The sequence below is a fragment of the Vibrio chagasii genome (assembly GCF_002954585.1).
In the GTDB taxonomy this organism is placed as follows: domain Bacteria; phylum Pseudomonadota; class Gammaproteobacteria; order Enterobacterales; family Vibrionaceae; genus Vibrio; species Vibrio chagasii_A.
Window position 1 is genome coordinate 1,826,640 of the sequence record NZ_MSCI01000002.1, and the last position, 16,962, is coordinate 1,843,601.

At 42.5% G+C, this 16,962-nt stretch carries 15 protein-coding genes and 1 riboswitch; of the genes, 7 read left to right on the plus strand and 8 right to left on the minus strand.

The annotated features are described in order from the left end of the window. Positions 1–107: 107 nt before the first annotated feature. Positions 108–893: a tRNA uridine 5-oxyacetic acid(34) methyltransferase CmoM gene (gene cmoM, locus BTO10_RS16540; RefSeq protein ID WP_004741106.1), complete on the minus strand. Its 786-nt coding sequence runs from the start codon at positions 891–893 to the stop codon at positions 108–110. Between the two features lie 115 nt (positions 894–1,008). On the opposite strand from cmoM, the gene elyC reads away from it, so the two are divergent. Next, positions 1,009–1,863 carry an envelope biogenesis factor ElyC gene (gene elyC / locus BTO10_RS16545; RefSeq protein WP_004741107.1) on the plus strand — a complete coding sequence of 285 codons (855 nt, stop codon included), beginning with the start codon at positions 1,009–1,011 and terminating at the stop codon, positions 1,861–1,863. Between the two features lie 103 nt (positions 1,864–1,966). On the opposite strand, the gene torR is transcribed toward elyC, so the two are convergent. Next, positions 1,967–2,680, minus strand: a complete 714-nt coding sequence (gene torR / locus BTO10_RS16550; RefSeq protein ID WP_105025266.1) for a two-component system response regulator TorR — start codon at positions 2,678–2,680, stop codon at positions 1,967–1,969. Between the two features lie 256 nt (positions 2,681–2,936). Here torR and torD point away from each other — a divergent pair, with 256 nt between their 5' ends. The 3 genes from torD to BTO10_RS16565 all read left to right on the plus strand — a co-directional run bounded on the left by torD (position 2,937) and on the right by BTO10_RS16565 (position 5,880). Then, on the plus strand, positions 2,937–3,584 hold the full coding sequence (torD, locus tag BTO10_RS16555) for a molecular chaperone TorD (RefSeq protein WP_004737445.1): 648 nt from the start codon (positions 2,937–2,939) through the stop codon (positions 3,582–3,584). 317 nt (positions 3,585–3,901) lie between these two features. Beyond that, positions 3,902–4,906: an HTH-type transcriptional repressor PurR gene (gene purR / locus BTO10_RS16560; protein ID WP_004737444.1), complete on the plus strand. Its 1,005-nt coding sequence runs from the start codon at positions 3,902–3,904 to the stop codon at positions 4,904–4,906. A 170-nt stretch (positions 4,907–5,076) separates the two neighbouring features. Continuing rightward, a riboswitch (cyclic di-GMP riboswitch) is annotated at positions 5,077–5,162 on the plus strand. Positions 5,163–5,289: 127 nt separating this feature from the next. Then, positions 5,290–5,880 (plus strand): TfoX/Sxy family DNA transformation protein, encoded by a 591-nt coding sequence (locus BTO10_RS16565; RefSeq protein WP_004737443.1) that lies wholly within the window; start codon positions 5,290–5,292, stop codon positions 5,878–5,880. A gap of 104 nt (positions 5,881–5,984) precedes the next feature. Here BTO10_RS16565 and BTO10_RS16570 read toward each other — a convergent pair whose 3' ends face one another. Further along, positions 5,985–6,344, minus strand: coding sequence for a DUF3316 domain-containing protein (locus BTO10_RS16570; protein WP_105025267.1), 360 nt, complete (start codon positions 6,342–6,344; stop codon positions 5,985–5,987). 378 nt (positions 6,345–6,722) lie between these two features. Here BTO10_RS16570 and BTO10_RS16575 point away from each other — a divergent pair, with 378 nt between their 5' ends. Continuing rightward, positions 6,723–7,403 (plus strand): TVP38/TMEM64 family protein, encoded by a 681-nt coding sequence (locus BTO10_RS16575; protein ID WP_105025268.1) that lies wholly within the window; start codon positions 6,723–6,725, stop codon positions 7,401–7,403. Between the two features lie 47 nt (positions 7,404–7,450). Next, positions 7,451–7,768 (plus strand): putative signal transducing protein, encoded by a 318-nt coding sequence (locus BTO10_RS16580; RefSeq protein WP_105025269.1) that lies wholly within the window; start codon positions 7,451–7,453, stop codon positions 7,766–7,768. 121 nt (positions 7,769–7,889) lie between these two features. On the opposite strand, the gene BTO10_RS16585 is transcribed toward BTO10_RS16580, so the two are convergent. From BTO10_RS16585 to topA, 4 genes are all read right to left on the minus strand, one after another. Further along, entirely contained in the window at positions 7,890–8,687 is a 798-nt protein-coding gene (locus BTO10_RS16585; protein ID WP_105025270.1) for an alpha/beta fold hydrolase, read from the minus strand. 282 nt (positions 8,688–8,969) lie between these two features. Next, complete coding sequence (glgA, locus tag BTO10_RS16590; RefSeq protein WP_105025271.1) at positions 8,970–10,424, minus strand: glycogen synthase GlgA; 1,455 nt, start codon at positions 10,422–10,424, stop codon at positions 8,970–8,972. Next, positions 10,414–11,643, minus strand: a complete 1,230-nt coding sequence (gene glgC / locus BTO10_RS16595) for a glucose-1-phosphate adenylyltransferase (protein WP_080566511.1) — start codon at positions 11,641–11,643, stop codon at positions 10,414–10,416. Before glgC ends, glgA begins: the two co-directional genes overlap by 11 nt. 525 nt (positions 11,644–12,168) lie before the next feature. Continuing rightward, complete coding sequence (gene topA, locus BTO10_RS16600; RefSeq protein WP_105025272.1) at positions 12,169–14,799, minus strand: type I DNA topoisomerase; 2,631 nt, start codon at positions 14,797–14,799, stop codon at positions 12,169–12,171. A 439-nt stretch (positions 14,800–15,238) separates the two neighbouring features. Here topA and BTO10_RS16605 point away from each other — a divergent pair, with 439 nt between their 5' ends. Next, positions 15,239–15,484 carry a YciN family protein gene (locus BTO10_RS16605; RefSeq protein WP_004737436.1) on the plus strand — a complete coding sequence of 82 codons (246 nt, stop codon included), beginning with the start codon at positions 15,239–15,241 and terminating at the stop codon, positions 15,482–15,484. 60 nt (positions 15,485–15,544) lie between these two features. Here BTO10_RS16605 and aroA read toward each other — a convergent pair whose 3' ends face one another. Continuing rightward, the gene (aroA, locus tag BTO10_RS16610) at positions 15,545–16,825 is read right to left on the minus strand and encodes a 3-phosphoshikimate 1-carboxyvinyltransferase (RefSeq protein ID WP_105025273.1); all 1,281 of its coding nucleotides are present in this window, start codon (positions 16,823–16,825) and stop codon (positions 15,545–15,547) included. Positions 16,826–16,962 lie beyond the last annotated feature (137 nt).

Sequence of the window (16,962 nt, forward strand, 5' to 3'; positions counted from 1 at the left end):
TCTTCGTCATATCGAATACGTTTGATATGACGCCTATTTCTTTATAACGCGGGCTTGTTACGATTGCATAGCGCATGTTGTGGCTTCTTTTACCACATCCATCACTGTTATTGCGCAGGTTTTTGAGCCCAAACGTGAATATAGCGGCCTAGTGACAGATATGGCTCTTGGCGGCATAGCTGTTTTTCTAGTTCCAGTACATCTTCAAATTGGTAATCGCCCATGTACTCCATATTTCCTATGTAGTCACTGAAGGAGCGAATGCCAGATTTACCACAGATTTCTAGACCAGCGTCTTCTATCCATTGGTAAACCTCTTCAGGCTTCAAGCCTTTTTGTGGTTGCAGCTTAAACCGTTTTCGATGTGGCATCCCATTCAATACATGAGGAATGTTGCCACAAATCACATTTTTCAGGACTAATCCGTGGTGGTTGTAAAACATTATCGAGACAACGCCACCCGGTTTAACTTGTTCAAGTAGCAAATCGAGTGCTTCTTTAGGGTCGGCTAGCCACTCCATAACGGCATGAAACATCACAAAATCGACTTTATCATCGAGATGCTCTGCCACTTTTTGTACTGGAGAATGGATAAACTCATATTGCTCTAACAGCCCCGCTTCGGTGATCCCTTCTTGAGCCAGCTTTAGCATCTCAGAAGAGAGATCACATAGAGAAACCTTATGACCAAGTGCCGCAATTTTTTGCGACATCTGTGCCAACCCGCCTCCGGCATCAAGCACATGCAGTGGAGAAGCAGAATCCTTAAACTTGCTCAAAGCTTGTTCTAAATCTTCCCATACGATGATCTGACGGATCTCTCCTTTGTCGGAGCCGTAAATATTTTTTGCAAATTTGTGGGCAATATCGTCGAAATTACGGTCTTCAGTCACAGCTACTTGAGTTATTATGTCCTATCGTGCCTGCTATTCTGTCACAGGAATTTCAGGAATAAAGAGGCGATGTCTCTTTTTACTACTAAGTGATGTTTTTTCGGACTATTCGGATATGTTTGAGCTGAAAAAAGTAGTGTCTTCATTACTGATGCCACTACCAGCAATGTTAATTCTCGCATTTCTGGGCTTAGCCCTAGTGATGTTTACTACTAAAAGAAAGACTGGTTGCTTAATTACCCTCTCTGCCCTCTGTGGCATTTTCCTAATCGCTTTCCAACCAGTTTCTAGTCAACTATTAATGCCAATGGAAAGGCAACACACTGCATTTTTACCGGTCGATGAGACTGTCGATTACGTGATGGTTCTTGGTAGCGGACACGTCGTTGATGATCAGATCCCACCAACATCTGAACTGAACAGAAAAGGCTTGATGCGTTTAAGTGAGGGGATTCGAATTTTACGCCTGTACCCTGGCGCTAAACTGATTTTGTCTGGCTACGATGCCGGTACAGAGGTCAGTAACGCAAGAATGATGGCTAAGGTAGCCTTAGCACTTGGCGTGGCAAAACCTGACATCATTTTATTGGAAACAGCAAAAGATACCTGGGAAGAAGCTCGCCAAGCAGCAGCGTTCGTGAAAAACAAAAAGATGGTGTTAGTGACTTCAGCAAGCCACATGACACGTGCTCTGAACGAATTTAATGCAGCAGGTATGAAACCATTGCCTGCGCCAACCAACTACCTTGCTCAAGACGGAATAGTAGAACCTTGGAACAAGTACATGCCCAAAGCGATTTATCTTGAACAGACAGAACGTTACTGGCACGAGACGATGGGATTAATTTGGCAAAGCCTACGCGACTGGTTAGACACCAGTAGCGATGTTGCTGAAGAGCCAATCGTAGTACCTGAAGCTTCTAGCTTAGCTGAAGACGATAAAGCCGTTTCGGCAGCACAGCCTCAATAGGCAAACGACATAAAACCCCAAAATAATAAAAAAGCCGAGACATCAATGATGTCTCGGCTTTTTAAGTTTGAGTTCTCTTGCTGACTAAGAGCTCTTAAAGAGTTTAGTCACCAGCAAACATGTAACCTTCACCGTGAACCGTCACAAAAATTTGTGGGTTCTTCGGATCGAACTCCATTTTTGCGCGCATACGACGAATCAGTACATCAATAGTACGGTCATTCGGCGCATCAACACGGTGGCTGATCATATTAAGAATACGTTCGCGGCTTAATACCTGATTAGGGTAAGAAGACAGTGCAACCAATAATTCATATTCAGCTTTCGTCAATTTTACCGGCTCGCCGTTTTTGCTTAACGCACGACGAGGGATGTCAAATGTCCACTCACCAAAACGAACCACTGATTCATCTTGTGACTCTTCAGCCTCACCTACTGTCGTTTTACGAGCAGCAGAAATACGCCAAAGTAGATTTTTAACTCGAACTAATAACTCGCGAAGTTCGAAAGGTTTAGTAACGTAATCGTCAGCGCCCATTTCAAGGCCAACAATTTTGTCGATGCTATCCGTGCGTCCAGTAACTAAAATAATTCCAATGTCAGATTGACTGCGTAATTCGCGAGTTAGCATCAATCCATCTTCGCCTGGTAAGTTGATGTCCAGCATAATGAGGTCAACGTTGTTTTCTTCTAACACGCTTCTCATTTGAGCACCGCTCTCGGCCTCACTAACTGTGTAACCTTCGTTCTGGAAATAACCAACCAGTTTACTACGGGTCACCACATCATCTTCTACGACTAATACGTGATAGCTCATCTACACCACTTTTCTTATTTAATAGTTTCGGTGACTATTCTATTCATAACTAGTAACAATTCTAGTGGTACTGAAGATAAATGCCAGAAACATGGATTTTTTTTGATACAAGACAATCTTAAACCTTGCTATTTGTCGTCTAGCACAATTCAATATAGGCATTACTACTAACGAGTAACTTTGCATTTCGCAAATAACCTCGTCATCAGCCTTGGTGTGCGAAAAGACACCACAAGACTAAATCAGGATCTAAGCAATGAAAGATACGAAAGCGTTCAATGAGCAAAGAGCAGAAATTTACTGGTGGCTATCAAGCTTATTTGCCAAAGAGCTCACTCAAGACGAACTTGACCACTACCATTCTGTTGAAATTCGTTCTTTCTTAACTGGTTTAGGCGAAAATGAAACTCTAAAGCCTGCTATTGATAAGTTAGTTGATGCACTGAACCGCCTACAAACTCGCGAAGATGCTCAATTAGAACTGTCTGCTGACTTTTGTGACCTTTTCCTAAAGACAGATAAGCACGGCGCCCTTCCTTATGCCTCAATGTACATCGGTGAAACTGGCCTATTAAACGATAAGCCAGCGAAAGAGATGGAAGAAATCATGGCTGAGCACAACCTAGTGGTTAACCAAGATCTAAAAGAACCTGCGGACCACATCGCGATCGAGCTAGACTTCTTAGGTAACTTAATCATTCGCTCTAATGAAACAGAATCAGAAGAAGAGTTAGAAAAGTCGTTCGAAGTTCAGCAACAATTTATCGAACAACAGCTATTAACTTGGATCCCGAAATTCAACGTTAAGTGTCACGATGTTGATGAATTCGGTTTCTACGCTGCTGTCTCCTCTCTATTAATGGCTTTCTGTCAATTAGACGCTCAATATTTAGCTGGTGAATAAGCTTAATTGATGACTAGGTAAATAAATTCCGTAGAATGTGACAATTCACCCGGATTTCTGGGTGAATTGTATTGCGAGTATTTTCTAGTCAGTCTAGAATTGTGACCGCAAACGATAAAATATGAAACATTCACGAAATGCTATGCTTATTAAGTTCAGAGCATTTCGGTGTTAAAACAAGCCGCTCACTAGCGGTTTTTTGTTTTTTAACACTTTAGTACCCAAAAGAGCCCTACAAATTTAAGCTCTTAGTTAGGTAGCTTAACGGCTACTTCACTCCGTACTTTGGGGAAAGTAGCTTCTAATAGGATAAAACCATGGCCACTATAAAAGATGTCGCTCGCTTAGCAGGCGTATCAACCACAACCGTTTCTCACGTAATCAACAAAACACGTTTTGTTGCAGAAGCGACTCAAGAAAAAGTAAATAAAGCGGTAGACGAATTAAACTATGCACCAAGTGCTGTTGCTCGTAGTTTGAAGTGTAATTCAACACGAACCATCGGCATGCTAGTGACTCAATCAACAAACCTATTCTTCTCTGAAGTTATCGATGGTGTTGAGAGCTACTGCTACCGTCAAGGTTACACTTTGATCCTGTGTAACACTGGTGGTATCTATGAGAAGCAACGTGACTACATTCGAATGCTTGCAGAGAAACGTGTAGATGGCATCTTAGTTATGTGTTCAGACCTAACTGAAGAACTGAGAGAGATGTTAGATCGACATGCTGACATCCCTAAAGTAGTCATGGACTGGGGCCCAGAGAGTTCTCAAGCAGATAAAATCATTGATAACTCTGAAGAAGGCGGCTACCTAGCGACTAAATACCTAATCGATCGCGGTCACTCAAAGATTGCTTGTTTAAGTGGCCACTTAGACAAAGCAGCGTGTGTTGAACGTATCGCTGGTTACAAGCGCGCTCTAGAAGAAGCAAACATAGCTGCAAATGACGACATGATCATCGAAGGTAACTTTGAGTGTGATACTGCTGTACTTGCCGCAGACAAAATTGTTGAAATGGAAGAGCGCCCTACGGCAGTGTTCTGCTTTAACGATACGATGGCACTCGGCTTAATGAGTCGCTTACAGCAGAAAGGCATCCGTATTCCAGAAGATATATCTATCATTGGCTACGATAACATCGAATTGGCTGAGTACTTCTCTCCACCATTGACTACCGTTCACCAACCGAAACGTCGTGTCGGTAAGAACGCATTCGAAATTCTGCTTGAGCGCATAAAAGACAAAGACCATGAAAAACGTGTCTTCGAAATGCACCCAGAAATTGTTGAACGTAGTACAGTTAAAACGTTAAATTAACTGATAAATTGAGTTTATTTTCATCAAGTGCACCTCTGGGTGCGCTTTTTTTATCAGCAGACAAAATGAACCTAGTTTCATATAATAAAAATCATTAATTGAAGCAATATCACACTTTGAAATATCAAGTGTGAGCCTCATTCAACAAAAACTTTATTCTATTCAATCAGTCACGCACAGGGCAAATCACTTGAAAAGGTGAGACGCAAAGCTTCCGGCCTAAACCACTCGTTGGTATGGTAGCGGGGTTACCGATGGCAAAATGCAGTAACTACTAATAATTTAGTAATTTACGGCTTATTGACAATGTAATTGCAACATTTTGCTAATCTCTCGGACCTGCTTATTTGGTGGCGTAGTTCAAATACACCGAGATAAATAACATGGATAAACCGATACTAAAGGACTCAATGAAGTTATTTGAGCCCCTAGGAAAAATAAAATCACGCTCAATGTTTGGTGGATTCGGTCTTTTTGCTGATGACACTATGTTTGCTCTGGTTGTTAATGACCAGTTGCACATACGAGCAGACAAAGGCACAACAAAACAGTTCGAGCAACAAGGATTTCAACCGTACGTCTACAAAAAACGTGGTTTCCCTGTCGTAACTAAATACTTCGCTTTACCAGAAGGCCTGTGGCAAGACCAAGAGAAAATCTTACAACTTGCAACTACGTCTCTGGGTTTTGCAAAAGAAGAGAAAGCTGAACAGTCCGCTGCTAAGCCTACTCGACTCAAAGACCTCCCTAATCTTCGACTTGCCACTGAGCGCATGTTGAAGAAAGCCGGGATTGATTCCGTAGAACGTTTATATGAATCTGGCTCTGTAAACGCATTTAATGCCATCAAGGAATCTCATACGTCCTCTGTCAGTATTGAACTGCTTTGGGCATTAGAAGGAGCGATCAATGGCACGCATTGGTCGGTTATTCCACAGCAACGTCGCGAAGAGCTTATCAGTCGCGTCAATTAACATTGTCAGTACACCCTTTTTTATACAATTAAGCCGCATTTCTGCGGCTTTTTTTTCAATTCGTAATGTTTGATAGCGTGCTGTTTTTGTACCCTATCAACATCCTAGAAAGATGGACGATAATTATACTTAAAGTCTACTTTGACCATCGGAACGAAGTTAATTTCTCCAGATGAGTTCATGGTTTCTTTGACTTTGATGCTCCCGTTTCTGATTTCAAACGAACGCACGTCCACCTTTTCCGAAGCTTGAGGTAGGATTTTGCTGAGTTCATAGGAACTCTTGCCGTTTATCTCCATCCAGATTTGTTTACCAGATTCGTAAGCCTGTGATTGGCTCGCAACTACATCCCCTTTAAAGATTTTAGATTCTACAGCGGCTCTATGATAGACACCCGAACCCATAGCTTGGAAAGAGAAAAGGCTTGTTGTAGCGATAACCGTCATCATTGATAATAATTTCATAGCTAGCTCCTTAGTTGTCTGCCTGAATAATTATCTAAAACAATTTTCATGCCTCGATTGTTACGTATATAGAACGAACCAAGACCAAAACTCTTTCAAATTTTTATCACTTTTTACGTGGTACAAATTATTCCTCTTAGATTAAGTGATATAAAACAATCCTCTAGCAAAAACTCATAATCTTCTAATCTCTGGATATTTTCCCAGCTTTATGTTGCCAATTCCTATCGCTTACACAAAGCCAAGCAGTTGGGCTAGCCATTCAAGCTCTACTAATCGCATAAAATAAATAGTTTTTTATCATCTAATGAAAGTTAATCTATGCTTTGCCTGTCTATCTATACTAATGGTATGCATTGAAAATTTGAGGAAGTATCAATGAGTAAGAAAATGATATTGGGTATTGTGCTAGTCGTTACGATTGTTTTACTAGGCATCAACTTTGGTCAATACCTCACGCTGGAAAATGCTAAAGCACAGCAAGCCGTGTTAAACGACTATATAGAAAGTAACTTTATTGTGGCTGCCGCGACTTACTTCATCGCGTATGTCTTGATCACCGCCTTCTCTATTCCGGGAGCAGCAGTTGTTACACTACTTGGTGCTGCTCTATTTGGATTCTGGAATAGCTTACTTTTGGTTTCTTTCGCCAGTGCGATCGGCGCAACTCTTGCCTTTTTAAGTAGCCGCTACTTGCTGCGTGACTGGATACAAACTAAGTTTGGCGACAAGCTTTCTACGATTAATAAAGGTGTCGAAAAAGACGGCGCATTTTACTTGTTCTCTTTGCGCCTCATCCCTGTATTCCCATTTTTTCTTATCAACCTGCTAATGGGCTTGACGCCGATGTCGGTGACTCGCTACTACGTAACAAGCCAAATCGGCATGCTTCCAGGCACTGCTGTATTCTTAAATGCTGGTACTCAACTCGCAGAAATTGATTCGCTTTCAGGTATCGTTTCACCATCTGTACTATTGTCATTTGCATTACTGGGCGCATTCCCAATTATTGCGAAATGGTTGATGAGTAAGTTTCGTTCAGCGCCTGTTGCTGAATAATTTATAATAGCTAAATAACACAGATAGCCGAATAAGGTTCAATCTCAATGAAAATCTTCAGTGCATCGAATCCGACAGAAGCGTACATCATCTGCGGATTGTTAGAAAGTGAAAATATTGCGTGTGAAGTCCGTGGTGAAGGTTTGTTTGGTTTGAAAGGGGAAATCCCATTCACAGAAGAAACTGACCCTTATGTGTGGTTATATGAGCCAGAAATGGCCACTAAAGCCCGCACAATCGTTAATGACTATCAAAAGCAACAAGATTCCATCATTTATGATGAGTGGCGCTGCAGTGAATGTCATGAAGTGAACGAAGCACAATTTGGTTCATGCTGGCAGTGCGGAGCAAGCTCTCCTGAATAAATGAACTTAATGGAGCCCTAGCTGCTTCACCCGATACCTCCTCTAAACAAAAACGGGAAGCTAACAATAGCTTCACGTTTTTATTTCAATTCTATATTAGTTCAGATCACTGACTTAAAAATCATTGAATTTGCTTTTGGATAAACTCGATAGAGTGCTGATTAAATTCTTCTGGATTTTCAACATTGCAAACATGACCACAGTTTGCAATTTCGACCAGTTCACTCGACTCATGCGCCTCAACCATTTCTTTAACGGGCTTGATGAACATGTAATCACGCTCTCCCATCAAGTAGAGGGTTGGGATTGGCAATTCGCGGTCTTTGAAGTACTTCATTAGAGGGTTCACATCAGCCGTCAATATAAACCAACGCTTAAACTCTTTTTGACACAGTTTTTTGGCTTCACGGATAAATAGGTGACGAGACTCTTTTTGACTTTTTTGTGGCATTACGATGTAAGCAAAAAGACTATAAAGCCACATGTAAGGAATGATGTGTTTGCTTAGGTTTCCGAGTTTAACTAATACCTGTGAGCGAGTATTGAGTTTAGTAACAGCTCCACCTAATACCATTGAACGTACACGTCCCGCAGCTAGCTCTGCAATATTACGGACGATGATGGTCCCTAACGACATGCCAACGAAATGCGCCGAACGAATTTTTAGATGATCGAGCACTTTAAGGATATCGAGAGTAACCGATTTAAATGTGTAACGATTCGACATCAGATCTTTAAGGATATTGTCTGATTTACCGTGCCCTCTCAAATCAATGAGCAGCAAATTGAAATGTTGTTTATACGCCTTGATCTGCTTGAACCAGATTGAGGAGCTACCTCCAGCGCCATGCACAAATACCACCCACTCATCGCTCGTAGGGTGAGTAAATGTTTTATGAAATAATAAACTCTCAGACATACCTATCGCTTTAATTACTAATATGGAGCTATGCCTCATCACAAGGCGATGACTAAGGATATCACGCAATTGAGAAGATTAGGTGATAATAGTGCCAAACCTATCATTAACCTCGTGAATACCTTAACTACCTTTTCTACCGAACTACAATGAGTTTGCAAGCTTTGTCTTAATATACTCGATGTGCTCGGACCAGAAAACAAAAGACGCCCGATTCTCAGAGCGCCTTGTGTGATTTCATTTTATCTACTTTGCCAATTTTAGTGTCTAGATAAACCGCTACTACATAGCAGAGTGGTACATTGCTAGATATTCTTTTGCAGCATCTTCCCAACTAAAATCTTTCTGCATTGCATAAAGCTGAACACGCTTAATTTCAGATGGGTTTTGTGCGTAAAGCAGTAACGAACGATGTAGAACGGCCAATAAGGCCTGCGGAGTCGGCTCTTCAAAAGCAAAGCCGGTCGCAACCTCTGGTTCTTCGTCATAATCATTAACACTGTCTTTTAGACCACCGACAGAGCGAACGATAGGTAAGGTGCCATAAGCCATACTGTAGATCTGATTTAAACCACAAGGTTCAAACTCAGAAGGCATCAAGAAAAAGTCAGAACCCGCTTCAACCAGATGCGCTAATTCATTATTGTACGCCTCTACAAAAGAGAACTTTTCTGAATGCAGCGCTGATAGCTCTTTAAGTTGGCTCGCTAAAACAGGGTCACCCGTACCCACAATCACAATCTGAAGATCGTTCTTCAAGAATTGTTCAATGATAGGCAACAAATAGTGAACGCCTTTCTGGTTCGTTAAGCGACAAACCATCCCATAAACGGCACAATCGATAGCCGGCAAGCCGACGTCTTGTTGCAATTTCTGCTTACACGCTGACTTTCCACGCGCCATGCTGTGTTTGGTCGCTTTGTATTTACGAGGAAGAAATGCGTCCGTTTCTGGATTCCAAGCACCGTAGTCACAACCATTTAGAATTCCGACTAAGTCTGAAGCTCTACGTTGGAACTCAGCTGCCATACCATGACTACCAAGCTCTGTTTTTAGCTCTTCTGCGTACGTTGGGCTTACTGCGTTCACTTTGTCTGCGCATAACACACCAGCTTTAAGCATAGTCACGTGCGTATCACTGACCGCAGCTTCCGGAACATTACAACTGTGCATTTCAGGAAGACATTGCAGCTCATCGTATGAGAATACGCCTTTGAACACCGCGTTGTGGATTGAAATTACGCTACGCGTGTTCTCAAAAAAGTCATGCTGCTGGTAGCGAGATTTAAGCAAGAAAGGAACAAAGCCTGTATGCCAGTCGTTCGCGTGAATAATATCAGGTTGGAAACCAAGCTTAGGAAGCATATCCAAACATGCTGCACTGAAGAACGAAAAACGCTCACCATTATCAGCATAAGCCTGATTATTTTCGGCGTACATTTCTGGACGGTCGAAGTATTTAGCACATTCAATACCAAATACTTGCACGCCTTCAACGCTTAACTTCTTAACTTGATAAGCCGTATGCGGCCAATGAACGAGCTCTGTCGATAGAACAACTTCTGCAGAATCAATATTTGGGATATTGCGGTAAGCGGGGATGGTCACCCGAACGTCCTGTTCGAGTGTTTGTAACGCTTTAGGCAGTGCCTTGGCTACATCAGCCAAGCCACCGCTTTTAATCAAGCCTTCAACTTCAGACGCTACAAAAAGTACCGAGAGAGTCTTAGTAACCAACTCGTGCTCCTTTAGGGATTACTACTACACCATCGTCAGAGACGTGGTAATGCTTTTTGTCTTCTTTCAGGTTTACACCAATCTGTGTACCCGGTGCGATGTCTGCATCTTTATCGACGATAACACGACGAAGTACACAGCCCTCGCCCACTTTTACGTCGCCCAATAAGATACTCTCACTAATATCACACGCTGATGCGATGTTGCTACGGAAGCCAAGTACACACTTCTCGATACGAGAACCACGAACATAACTACCATTACACACCAAACTATCGATGATTTGAACACGGCCATTAGCCGAGTCTGTAAACGTCGCCGGTGGTAACGGTGGGTAGTAAGTGTGTAGTGGCCACTTGCGGTTGTATAGTGAGAATGGTGCATCTTTCTCAAGAAGATCCATGTGAGCTTGCCAGTACGCGTCAATCGTACCTACATCACGCCAGTAAACTTCTTCTTTCTCACCAGTAATGCGGTTGGTACTGAAGTCATACACAAACACATCACCACGTGGGAACATGTTAGGAATAATGTCTTTACCAAAGTCATGTGAAGAGCCTTCGCGATCCGCATCTTCAACAAGCTCTGCAAAAAGCTCATTGGCTTCAAATACGTAGTTGCCCATTGAAACCAACGCCGAATCAGGGTCACCAGGGATTGACTTAGGGTTTGCAGGCTTCTCTTCAAAGCCAATCATACGCCCTTCCGCATCAACTTCGATAACACCGAACTCTGATGCTTCAGCCAAAGGCATACGTAGAGCAGAAACCGTTAGTGCCGCTTTCTTCTCTTTGTGGAAATCAAGCATCTGCTTAATGTCCATTTTGTAGATGTGGTCAGAACCAAAGATACAAACTTGGTCCGGTTCTTCTAGCTGCATGAAGCGAAGGTTTTGATAGATCGCATCTGCGGTACCTTCATACCAACGCTTACCCGTACGCATTTGAGCAGGGATTGGGTCGATAAAACGATCTGTTATACCACTGATATTCCAACCTTTTTTCATATGGTGGAACAGTGACTGTGACTTGAACTGCGTTAATACATAGATCTTCATTAGATCCGCGTTAACGAAGTTATTTAAAGCGAAATCAATTAAGCGGTAACTACCACCGAAAGGAACCGAGGGTTTGCTGCGTGATTCAGTTAAAGGTCTTAAGCGAGAGCCTTCACCACCAGCAAGAATCATTCCCAATACACCAGCCATTTTATTCTCCATATATTTATAGCTTGTCGATGTCAGCACTCGTAGAGGTATCTTCCTCTGGGGGATGAGTACTGACAATGATTTCGGTACTTAGCGAATATCCATTCACATACAGTGACAGTATCCTAAGCCAAACGTTGTTTTTCGTGCACTATTTTTTGCACTTGATTTTCTATACGTTATCGACTTTCCAGCCGATTTCAATTTTTAATACGCCATTCTGTGCTACGTAAACTGATTGCTTTCCTAAGACTTAAAGCAGCTCACATTACACCGCTTGAACGAAACATTACATTAACACCCAACACACATCAGGTATACAACTAAACACTGATCTGTGAGTTACAATATTCTAATTAAGTTACACATTGGTTACAGTTACATAAGATATGTGTGATTAATCTCTTGATTTATTTTACGCCACAAATTTAATAAATAATTACTACTAAGACTAAATTTCAACGAGTTGCATAATTAGTCATATATGAGTCGAAAAAAAGCAGCCTATTGGCTGCTTTTTATATCAATAACGTTCAGTTACTTTTCTTTGGGCTTTTTACGTTTATCCGTTACTTCCCATTTACCGTCGATGTACAAGGCGGTCCAACCAGAAGGCTTACCATCCACTTCTGTACGAACGTAGTTCTCTTTTGTCTTACGACTAAAACGAACCACTGTCGGCTTACCGTCTGGATCAGCAACTGGTGCTGTAGTCAGGTATTGGAACTTCGGTGAAATACGGTCTTTAAAGCGCACTAATTCTTCCACTAAAGGAGCACGAGTTTCACGTGATTTAGGGAAGTTACTTGCTGCCATGAATAGACCAGAAGCACCATCACGAAGCACAAAGTACGCGTCAGAATTTTCACATGGAAGTTCAGGGAAATGTACTGGATCTTCTTTTGGTGGCGCAACTTCGCCATTTTTCAGAATCTTACGAGTATTCTTACAATCTTCACTCGTACAATCCATGTACTTACCGAAACGACCATTCTTCAGAACCATATCTGAACCACACTTGTCACACTCAACAAGCGGACCATCATAGCCTTTTACTTTGAACTCGCCGTGTTCAACTACGTAACCTTCACAGTTCGGGTTGTTACCACATACATGCATTTTACGCTTGTCATCAATCAGATAAGCGTCCATTGCCGTTTCACAAATTGGGCAACGCTTTTTAGCGCGAAGTGCTGCGGTTTCAACATCTTCTTCAAGAACGTTGATAATCCCTTCTTCATCACCAAGGTTTATCGTTGTCTTACAACGCTCTTTTGGTGGAAGTGCATAACCAGAACAGCCGAGGAATACGCCTGTCGATGCAGTACGAATACCCATATTACGGCCACAAGTTGGACACTCTATATCAGTTTCAACGATGTGGTTTGGCTTCATGCCGCCTGCATCTTCGTCGAGATCCGCTTTTTCCAAATCACCGGTAAAATCTTTGAAGAAATTATCTAGCACGCCTTTCCAGCTTGCTTCGCCTTCAGCGATTTGGTCTAACTTCTGCTCCATACGAGCCGTAAAGTCGTAGTTCATTAGGTCGTTGAAGCTGCCGTCTAGACGGTCAGTCACAATTTCGCCCATCTTCTCAGCATAGAAACGACGCTGCTCAACTTTCACGTAACCACGATCTTGAATAGTAGAGATGATCGATGCGTATGTTGAAGGACGACCGATACCACGTTTCTCAAGCTCTTTAACAAGCGCCGCTTCAGTGAAACGAGCCGGTGGCTTAGTAAAGTGTTGCTTAGGCTCCAGTGCAATAAGATCCAGCTTATCGCCAATTTGTACTGCTGGCAGGATCGTATCTTCGTTTTTCCCCATCGGACGTTGAACACGAGTCCAACCGTCGAATTTAAGGATACGACCCTTAGCTTTTAGCGTGTACTCTTCAGCTTTCACACTTACCGTTGTTGAATCGTACTGCGCAGGGGTCATTTGACACGCTACGAATTGATTCCAGATCAGTGAGTAAAGCTTGTGTGCGTCTGCGTCTACGCCGTTTAAGTCCTCTGACTTAACATCAACGCTTGAAGGACGAATCGCTTCGTGAGCCTCTTGAGCGCCCTCTTTGCTACCGTATACAAGCGCTTTAGGTGGCAGGTATTCTGCACCAAACTCAGAACCAATGTATTCACGAGCTGCTTCTACCGCTTCCGAACTCAAGTTGGTTGAGTCAGTACGCATATAAGTAATGTAGCCCGCTTCATATAGGCGTTGCGCCAACATCATGGTTTTCTTTACGCCATAACCAAGACGGGTACTCGCAGCCTGTTGAAGCGTTGAAGTAATGTACGGTGCAGACGGCTTACTCTTCGTTGGGCGGTCTTCACGCTTACATACTTCGTATTGAGCTTTCTCAAGAACACTCAATGCAGCCTGTGTTTGCGCTTCATTTTCAGGTTTAAACGCAACACCGTCTTTCTGCGCAACTTGAAGTCTAAAATCTGTTTTTTCTGCTGTTTTGGTATCAGCATGCACATCCCAGAACTCTTCAGGAATAAAGGCGTTGATCTCGCGCTCACGCTCAACAAGAAGCTTTACAGCCACTGATTGAACACGGCCAGCGGAAAGGCCTCGTGCTACTTTTTTCCAAAGCAGAGGTGACACCATAAAGCCAACAACACGGTCCATAAAACGTCGTGCTTGTTGTGCATTTACGCCATCGATATTCAGCTCACCTGGAGTTTCAAAAGCTTGTTGAATTGCGTTCTTGGTGATTTCGTTAAACACCACTCGCTTGTATCGCGTTTCATCGCCACCGATGATCTCACGAAGGTGCCATGCGATAGCTTCTCCTTCGCGGTCCAAATCGGTTGCAAGATAAACATGGTCTGCGTTCTCAGCCAGTTTTTGCAATTCAGCAACGACTTTCTCTTTACCAGGTAGTACTTGGTAATTTGCTTCCCACTCTTTATATGGGTTGATACCCATCTTTTTAATGAGAGCTTTGCGATCTTTTTCTTTCTTGATACGAGCTTTCTCTTCTGGGCTCATACCCTTTGTTGAAACTGCAGCAGCCTTTTTACCAGTACTTTGACCTGCCGTTGGTAAATCACGTACGTGACCTACACTCGACTTAACGACAAAGTCTTTGCCAAGGTATTTATTGATAGTTTTAGCCTTGGCCGGCGACTCCACTATAACGAGCGATTTACCCATATTGACTCTAACGTCCTTAATCACGATGCTTTAGCACCAACAATTTAACTTGCGGGCTTTTACGCATGATATTCTAAATTCATTGCTTCTTTTTTTACTATTGTGCGAGATTACTAGAAGATCAACCGCTTTTTTCAAAATTGGATCTGATCGCTCGACAATTCGACGACTCACAGATAAAAGGGTCACAATATAAAGAAGCTATAAAGTACTCGAAAAGAATACTAGCAAGAGCCTATTCATCAGGCATTAACTCTAAACGGGCTCATACTAAGCTTGTCCACGAATCGAACGCGAGCCCCATTCCATTATTTTTGCCATAAATCACAAAATAAATTGTGGATATTCGAAAAGACTCTCTTAATCGGTTGTGAAATCATTGAATTTCTAGTTCGACACCATAAACTCAACGTTATATTCAGTTATCAGAGATAAACTCATGACAAAGAAAGTAATAGCAGAATTTGATTTACTGCTTATCGCAAACCAAATTATCCAATCACATGATGACTACATTGAAGGCATGCGCGCAAACAGCGTAGTAGAGAAAGACGATGTTCTCGTCTTCAAAGGCGAATACTTCCTAGACAGCAATGGAATGCCGACAGAAAATACAACCGCAGTATTTAACATGTTTAAATACTTAGCGCACCATCTTTCAAAAGAATTTACGCTTCAGCAGTAATTAAAAAGCTTGCCATTTAGGCAAGCTTTTTAATTACTGAGCTTTATCAACTTAGCATTCTTATTGACTCAGCATCTTCAGTTTGTCGAAGTAGTCAGGGAATGTCTTCGATGTACAACCTGGGTCATTAATCGTTACGGGCGTATCGCTTAGCGCGACCAACGAAAAACACATTGCCATACGGTGATCATCGTAAGTATCAATCGCCGCATGTTTCAATTCAGCCACTGGATTAACGATGATGTAGTCTTCGCCCTCTTCTACCTCCGCACCCACTTTACGTAGTTCGGTTGCCATGGCCGCAAGACGATCGGTCTCTTTCACGCGCCAGTTGTAGACGTTACGAATCGCTGTTGTGCCTTTTGCAAACAGGGCTGTTGTCGCAATCGTCATTGCTGCATCAGGAATATGGTTGTAGTCCATATCAATGCCCTTCAGATCACCGCAACGAGAGATAACATAGTCATCACCCCATTCAATTTCAGCACCCATTTTTTCAAGTGCGTCAGCGAATTGGATATCACCTTGGATACTGTTTTTACTAATACCCGTTACCTTAATTTCGCCACCTTTGATCGCAGCTGCTGCTAGGAAGTAAGATGCCGAAGATGCATCACCCTCGACAAGGAAATCGCCTGGTGCTTTGTACGATTGACCCTTCGGAATGACAAACTCTTGGTAATCGTTGTTGATCACATCCACACCAAATTGTTTCATAATGTGTAGCGTGATATCGATGTATGGCTTAGAAACCAATTCACCCTCAATTTTGATGGTCACTTCACCTTCAGCTAAAGGTGCTGCCATCAAAAACGCAGTCAAAAATTGGCTAGAAATAGAACCGTCGATCGAAACCGAACCACTTTTCAGACCTGTGCCTGTGATTTTCAACGGTGGGTAGTTTTCATTTTCTAAATATTCAACGTCAGCACCAGCTTCTCGCAAAGCAGTCACTAAGTGGCCAATCGGACGCTCTTTCATGCGTGGCTCACCCGTTAGAACGTATTCACCACGACCTAAACAAAGTGCAGCCGCAAGCGGACGCATCGCAGTACCTGCGTTACCTAAGAAAAGTTCGAGAGCTTTGTCACTTGAGAATGCACCACCAACGCCCGTCACTTCACATACGGTTTTGTCCGCTGATAGCTGATAATCGATGCCTAACTGGGTAAGAGCATTCAACATATGGCGAATGTCATCACTGTCTAATAAGTTGGTTAGGCGCGTAGTTCCAGTTGAAAGCGCAGCCAAAAGAAGCGCACGGTTAGAAACACTTTTTGAGCCAGGTAGGTTAACTTCCCCACTCACTTTTTGAATTGGTTGTAACGTAAGGCTTTCCATTAAATCTTTTAGTCCTTGTACCACCCGAAGTCACTGGCGAGTATTTATTTTCGGGTGATGAATAATTCTTCGTACTTGCAGACTAACGAACTTTTCCATTGAACTCCAGAGCTAATCCCCTTCAAAAAGATGATTAA

What these genes read in the sequence shown, in the direction of transcription:
- elyC (WP_004741107.1), top strand. Translation starts at nt 1,009, where the DNA reads ATGTTTGAGCTGAAAAAAGTAGTGTCTTCATTACTGATGCCACTACCA.
- torR (WP_105025266.1), bottom strand. Translation starts at nt 2,680, where the DNA reads ATGAGCTATCACGTATTAGTCGTAGAAGATGATGTGGTGACCCGTAGT.
- torD (WP_004737445.1), top strand. Translation starts at nt 2,937, where the DNA reads ATGAAAGATACGAAAGCGTTCAATGAGCAAAGAGCAGAAATTTACTGG.
- purR (WP_004737444.1), top strand. Translation starts at nt 3,902, where the DNA reads ATGGCCACTATAAAAGATGTCGCTCGCTTAGCAGGCGTATCAACCACA.
- BTO10_RS16565 (WP_004737443.1), top strand. Translation starts at nt 5,290, where the DNA reads ATGGATAAACCGATACTAAAGGACTCAATGAAGTTATTTGAGCCCCTA.
- BTO10_RS16570 (WP_105025267.1), bottom strand. Translation starts at nt 6,344, where the DNA reads ATGAAATTATTATCAATGATGACGGTTATCGCTACAACAAGCCTTTTC.
- BTO10_RS16575 (WP_105025268.1), top strand. Translation starts at nt 6,723, where the DNA reads ATGAGTAAGAAAATGATATTGGGTATTGTGCTAGTCGTTACGATTGTT.
- BTO10_RS16580 (WP_105025269.1), top strand. Translation starts at nt 7,451, where the DNA reads ATGAAAATCTTCAGTGCATCGAATCCGACAGAAGCGTACATCATCTGC.
- BTO10_RS16585 (WP_105025270.1), bottom strand. Translation starts at nt 8,687, where the DNA reads ATGTCTGAGAGTTTATTATTTCATAAAACATTTACTCACCCTACGAGC.
- glgC (WP_080566511.1), bottom strand. Translation starts at nt 11,643, where the DNA reads ATGGAGAATAAAATGGCTGGTGTATTGGGAATGATTCTTGCTGGTGGT.
- topA (WP_105025272.1), bottom strand. Translation starts at nt 14,799, where the DNA reads ATGGGTAAATCGCTCGTTATAGTGGAGTCGCCGGCCAAGGCTAAAACT.
- BTO10_RS16605 (WP_004737436.1), top strand. Translation starts at nt 15,239, where the DNA reads ATGACAAAGAAAGTAATAGCAGAATTTGATTTACTGCTTATCGCAAAC.
- aroA (WP_105025273.1), bottom strand. Translation starts at nt 16,825, where the DNA reads ATGGAAAGCCTTACGTTACAACCAATTCAAAAAGTGAGTGGGGAAGTT.